The sequence below is a fragment of the Edaphobacter sp. genome (genome assembly GCF_035763405.1).
Classification (GTDB): Bacteria; Acidobacteriota; Terriglobia; order Terriglobales; family Acidobacteriaceae; genus Edaphobacter.
This window is the reverse complement of the sequence record NZ_DASUBE010000090.1, coordinates 1-3540: the sequence shown is the minus strand read 5'-3', so window position 1 is coordinate 3540 and position 3540 is coordinate 1. Positions and strand designations below refer to the sequence as shown.

At 63.1% G+C, this 3540-nt stretch carries 2 protein-coding genes; one reads left to right on the top strand and one right to left on the bottom strand.

From position 1 onward, the window contains the following. The coding region (locus VFU66_RS09365; RefSeq protein ID WP_326445978.1) for a M13 family metallopeptidase at positions 1 to 1587 on the bottom strand (1587 nt) is incomplete at its 3' end. Positions 1588 to 1809: 222 nt separating this feature from the next. On the opposite strand from VFU66_RS09365, the gene VFU66_RS09360 reads away from it, so the two are divergent. Next, positions 1810 to 3426 (top strand): hypothetical protein, encoded by a 1617-nt coding sequence (locus VFU66_RS09360; RefSeq protein WP_326445977.1) that lies wholly within the window; start codon positions 1810 to 1812, stop codon positions 3424 to 3426. The last annotated feature ends 114 nt before the right edge of the window (positions 3427 to 3540 follow it).

Below are 3540 nucleotides of genomic sequence, written 5' to 3'. Positions count from 1 at the left end.
CCCAATCACCGCGCCGATGTGGCCGTAGTTCACCGCATCGTCCTGTGTCTTGTCGTAGAACGCAGGCTGCAAAATCCCCGCAGGGAAGTTGATGTCGTTCATGCTCGGGTCGTAGTACGCATTCACCGTCGGCGGAGTCATGCCCCACTCGGTGCGGTCCACCGGCTTGCCGATCTTGTTCAGTTCGCGGTCATTCTCGAACGCATTTGCGCGCTGCGAGTTCCCCAGCGCATCGTCCGCCTTCACCTCCAGCTTCGAGTAGTCGCGCCACTTATCCGGATAGCCGATCTTGTTCGCCACCAGGTGCAACTTGTCCTTCGCCCGCACCTTCGTCGGCTCCGACATCCACTCCAGCGAGTCGATGTCGCGGTCCATTGCCCCTTCGATGTCATGCACCATCTGGAGCATCTTCGCCTTGCTGTCTCCGGCAAAGTACTGCTCGACATACACCTTGCCCAGCGCCTCGCCCAGCGCATTGTTCACCGAGTTCGAGCAACGCTTCCACCGCGGCGACTGCTCCGGCTGCCCATACAACTTGCGTCCGTAGAAGTCGAAGTTCTCCTCGTCGAACCGCTTCGGCAGCCTGCCCGCAAAGGCCGTCAGCACGTGATACCGCATATACGCCTTCAGCGTGTTCAGGTCAGTCGTCTTCAACTGCGTAAGCACGGCGGGAATAAACTCCGGCGTCGCATTGTTCAGCTCGCTCACCCGCGGAGAGTGAATCGCGCTCTGAAACTCGCCGAAGTCCACCCCCGGCAGGCTGCCTTCAAACGTGGCAATCGGCTGCAGGTGATACGTCTTCTCCGGATCACGCATGTCGGTCACGCTCATCGAGGCCTTCGCCAGCGCGGTCTCCATCCCCATCATGGCGTCGGCGTCCTTCTTGGCCTCCTCGGGCGTGCTGCCCGCCAGCTCCAGCATCTTCGCCACATGCGCCACGTATTCCGTGCGTAGTTGAACGTCCTTCGCCCCCGTGCGCAGGTAGTAGTCCTTCTCGGGCAAGCCAAGCCCGGCCTGCTGGACGAATGCGATCTGTTTCGTCGCATCCTTCAGGTCCTGCTGCTCGCCGTAGCCGAAGAAGACATCCACTCCCATGCGCTGCAGCTTGCCGATCAGCGCAGGCAACTGCGCGCGGTCGTTCACCGCGTCAATCTCCTTCAGCAGCGGCTCTACCGGCGAAAGGCCCTTCGCCTCAATCGCATCCGTATCCATGCAGGCTTTGTAGTAGTCGCCAATCTTCTGCTCTTCGGCAGACCGGCTCGCGCCGCCCACCTCCGCTTTCTTCAAAATCCCATTCAGCTCCTGCGTATTCACGTTGAAGAGCGCATAGAACTGGTCCACCGCCGGCTGGTCTGCCGGAATCGGATGGTTGGCCGCGAACTTTCCGCAGGCAAACTTATAGAAGTCGTCGCATGGGTCGGCTGTCTTGTCGATCGAGGTCAGGTCAAACCCGGGAATCGGCTGATACACCTTGGTGGGCGTGCTGCTGTTGGGTGCAGCCTGTGTCTTTTGCGCCACTGCCGTGTTCCATGTTCCTGCTGCTGCCAGCGCAACCGCGCCTACGGCCATCCTTGTAAGTTTTGTCATACACATCTCCTGTCTTTTCCCGGCTAACCTTCCTGCGTATCAATGGTCCAGACGCAAGTTAACACGAATCGCCTGCCCTTGTCTGCGTTCACTGTCGGCGCCCGCTGCCTGCCCACGTTGGCGAGTCCCGCGCGTCTGTGAAACAGTGATGGCAGCGCCTCGCGCTGACGCAGAGGTGTCCTCGCGTCCGCTCGCGTCTAACAGCCATACGCACGCTCAACCATGCGGGTTCCCATCCATCTCGCGCTCTTACGCAAGCTCATCGGCCTGCCGTTGGTCCTCTCGGCGGCGCTGGCCTTCGCGGCGCGCGGTCCCCAGCCGGATCTCCGCATCCCACTCGACTCCGTCGGCTTCCAGCCGCTCACGCAGGACTTTCTGCTCCGTGGCAGCTCCATGCTCACTCTGGGCTTCGTCGATGACCATCACCTCCTCGTCACCTTCGAGATCCACGCGCTGCTCAAGCGCATCCCCAACGACCCGCCCACCGACCAGGACCGCGTCATCCGCGCCGTCCTCGTCGAGCTGCCCTCCGGCCGCGCCCTCGCCCACGCCGACTGGCGTCTCCACGACCGCGGCCAGTATCTCTGGAACCTCGGCCAGGGCCAGTTTCTGCTCCGCATCCGCGACACCCTCACCACCTTTGCCCCGCTCGCCGGCCTCAACTCGGGCAACGCCTTCGGCCAGCAACCCTTCCTCGACGTCGTCAACCGCCACATCGGCGCGCTCCAGCTCACGCCCGAAGCCGACGTCCTCACCGTCGAGACCAAGGCCATCGAGCCTTCCGAAAAGCCGGTCTCCGACGCCGCCGGGCCAGTCGTCCCAGACCCCGCTCCAGACACCAGCGACACCCCCATTCAGGTCAACTTCTACCGCATCGAAAACACCGGCAGCAGTGTCCGCGCCCTCTACGCCGGCGTAGGGCGCGCCCGCTCCTTCGGCTCCTTTGCCATCACCAACGCTGGTTATCTCCAGGTCCTCGACCAGGGCCACATGCATTGGGCCTTCAACTTCGACACCTTCAGCGGCAAAGTCTGGGAGCTTTCGCCCTTCGACTCCACCTGCCGTCCTTCGCCCATCTTCGTCAGCCACTCCGAGTTCATCGCCTTCGGCTGCCACGGCGCGGACAGCGCCCAGATCTTCGGCGGCTTCAACATGCGCGGCGAGCAGACCTGGCAGCAGGGACTCTACGGCAGCTTCATCGACCCCTACCTTGCCTTCTCCCCCGCCAGCGGACGCTTTGCCCTCAGCCGCATCCTCACCACCTCTCCCCTCGCCGACACCACGCCGCTGATTCCCGAGACGCTCAGCAGCCAGACTGTCGTCGTCTATCAGGCCGGCAGCGGCCGCCAGATCCTCAAAGTTGAGTGCTCGCCCATCGAGCCCGCCGGACAGAACCTCGCCCTCTCGCCCGACGGCCTCCGCCTCGGCGTCGTCCACGACGGGGCCATCGAAATCTATCAACTTCCCTCGCTCACCGCCAAAGAGCAGGCCGACCTCAAGCTGGCCCAGTCTTCCAGCCCCAAACCAGTCGAACTCCCCGTCCGCTTTGCCGCATCCGGTGCAGTCCAGCCCACCTCAGGCGAAGTCAAAGACGAGCCCGCCGCTCAGCCACCGGCCCCAGCCGCCGCCTCAGCGACGCCATCCACGCCAGCCCCAGCCACAAAGGCCGCCGCTGCTACTCCAGCCACAAATCCAGCCCCGCAGGCTCAGCCGCCCGCCGCACAACCCGCGCCCGCCGCGGAAAACGCATCGGGAGATCAGCAGCCCGGGCACCGCAAACCACCCACCCTCTACACGCTTCCCACCGACCCGCCTCACAACCAGTCTCAGGAAAAATAGCAATCCAGCCGCAATGTCAAGCCCCCACCGCTCGCCAGTCCTGGTAACTCGTTGCAATAAAATAACTTATAGAATATCCCATCTGGCGGTCGAGTTCCCCCGGTCCACTACAAT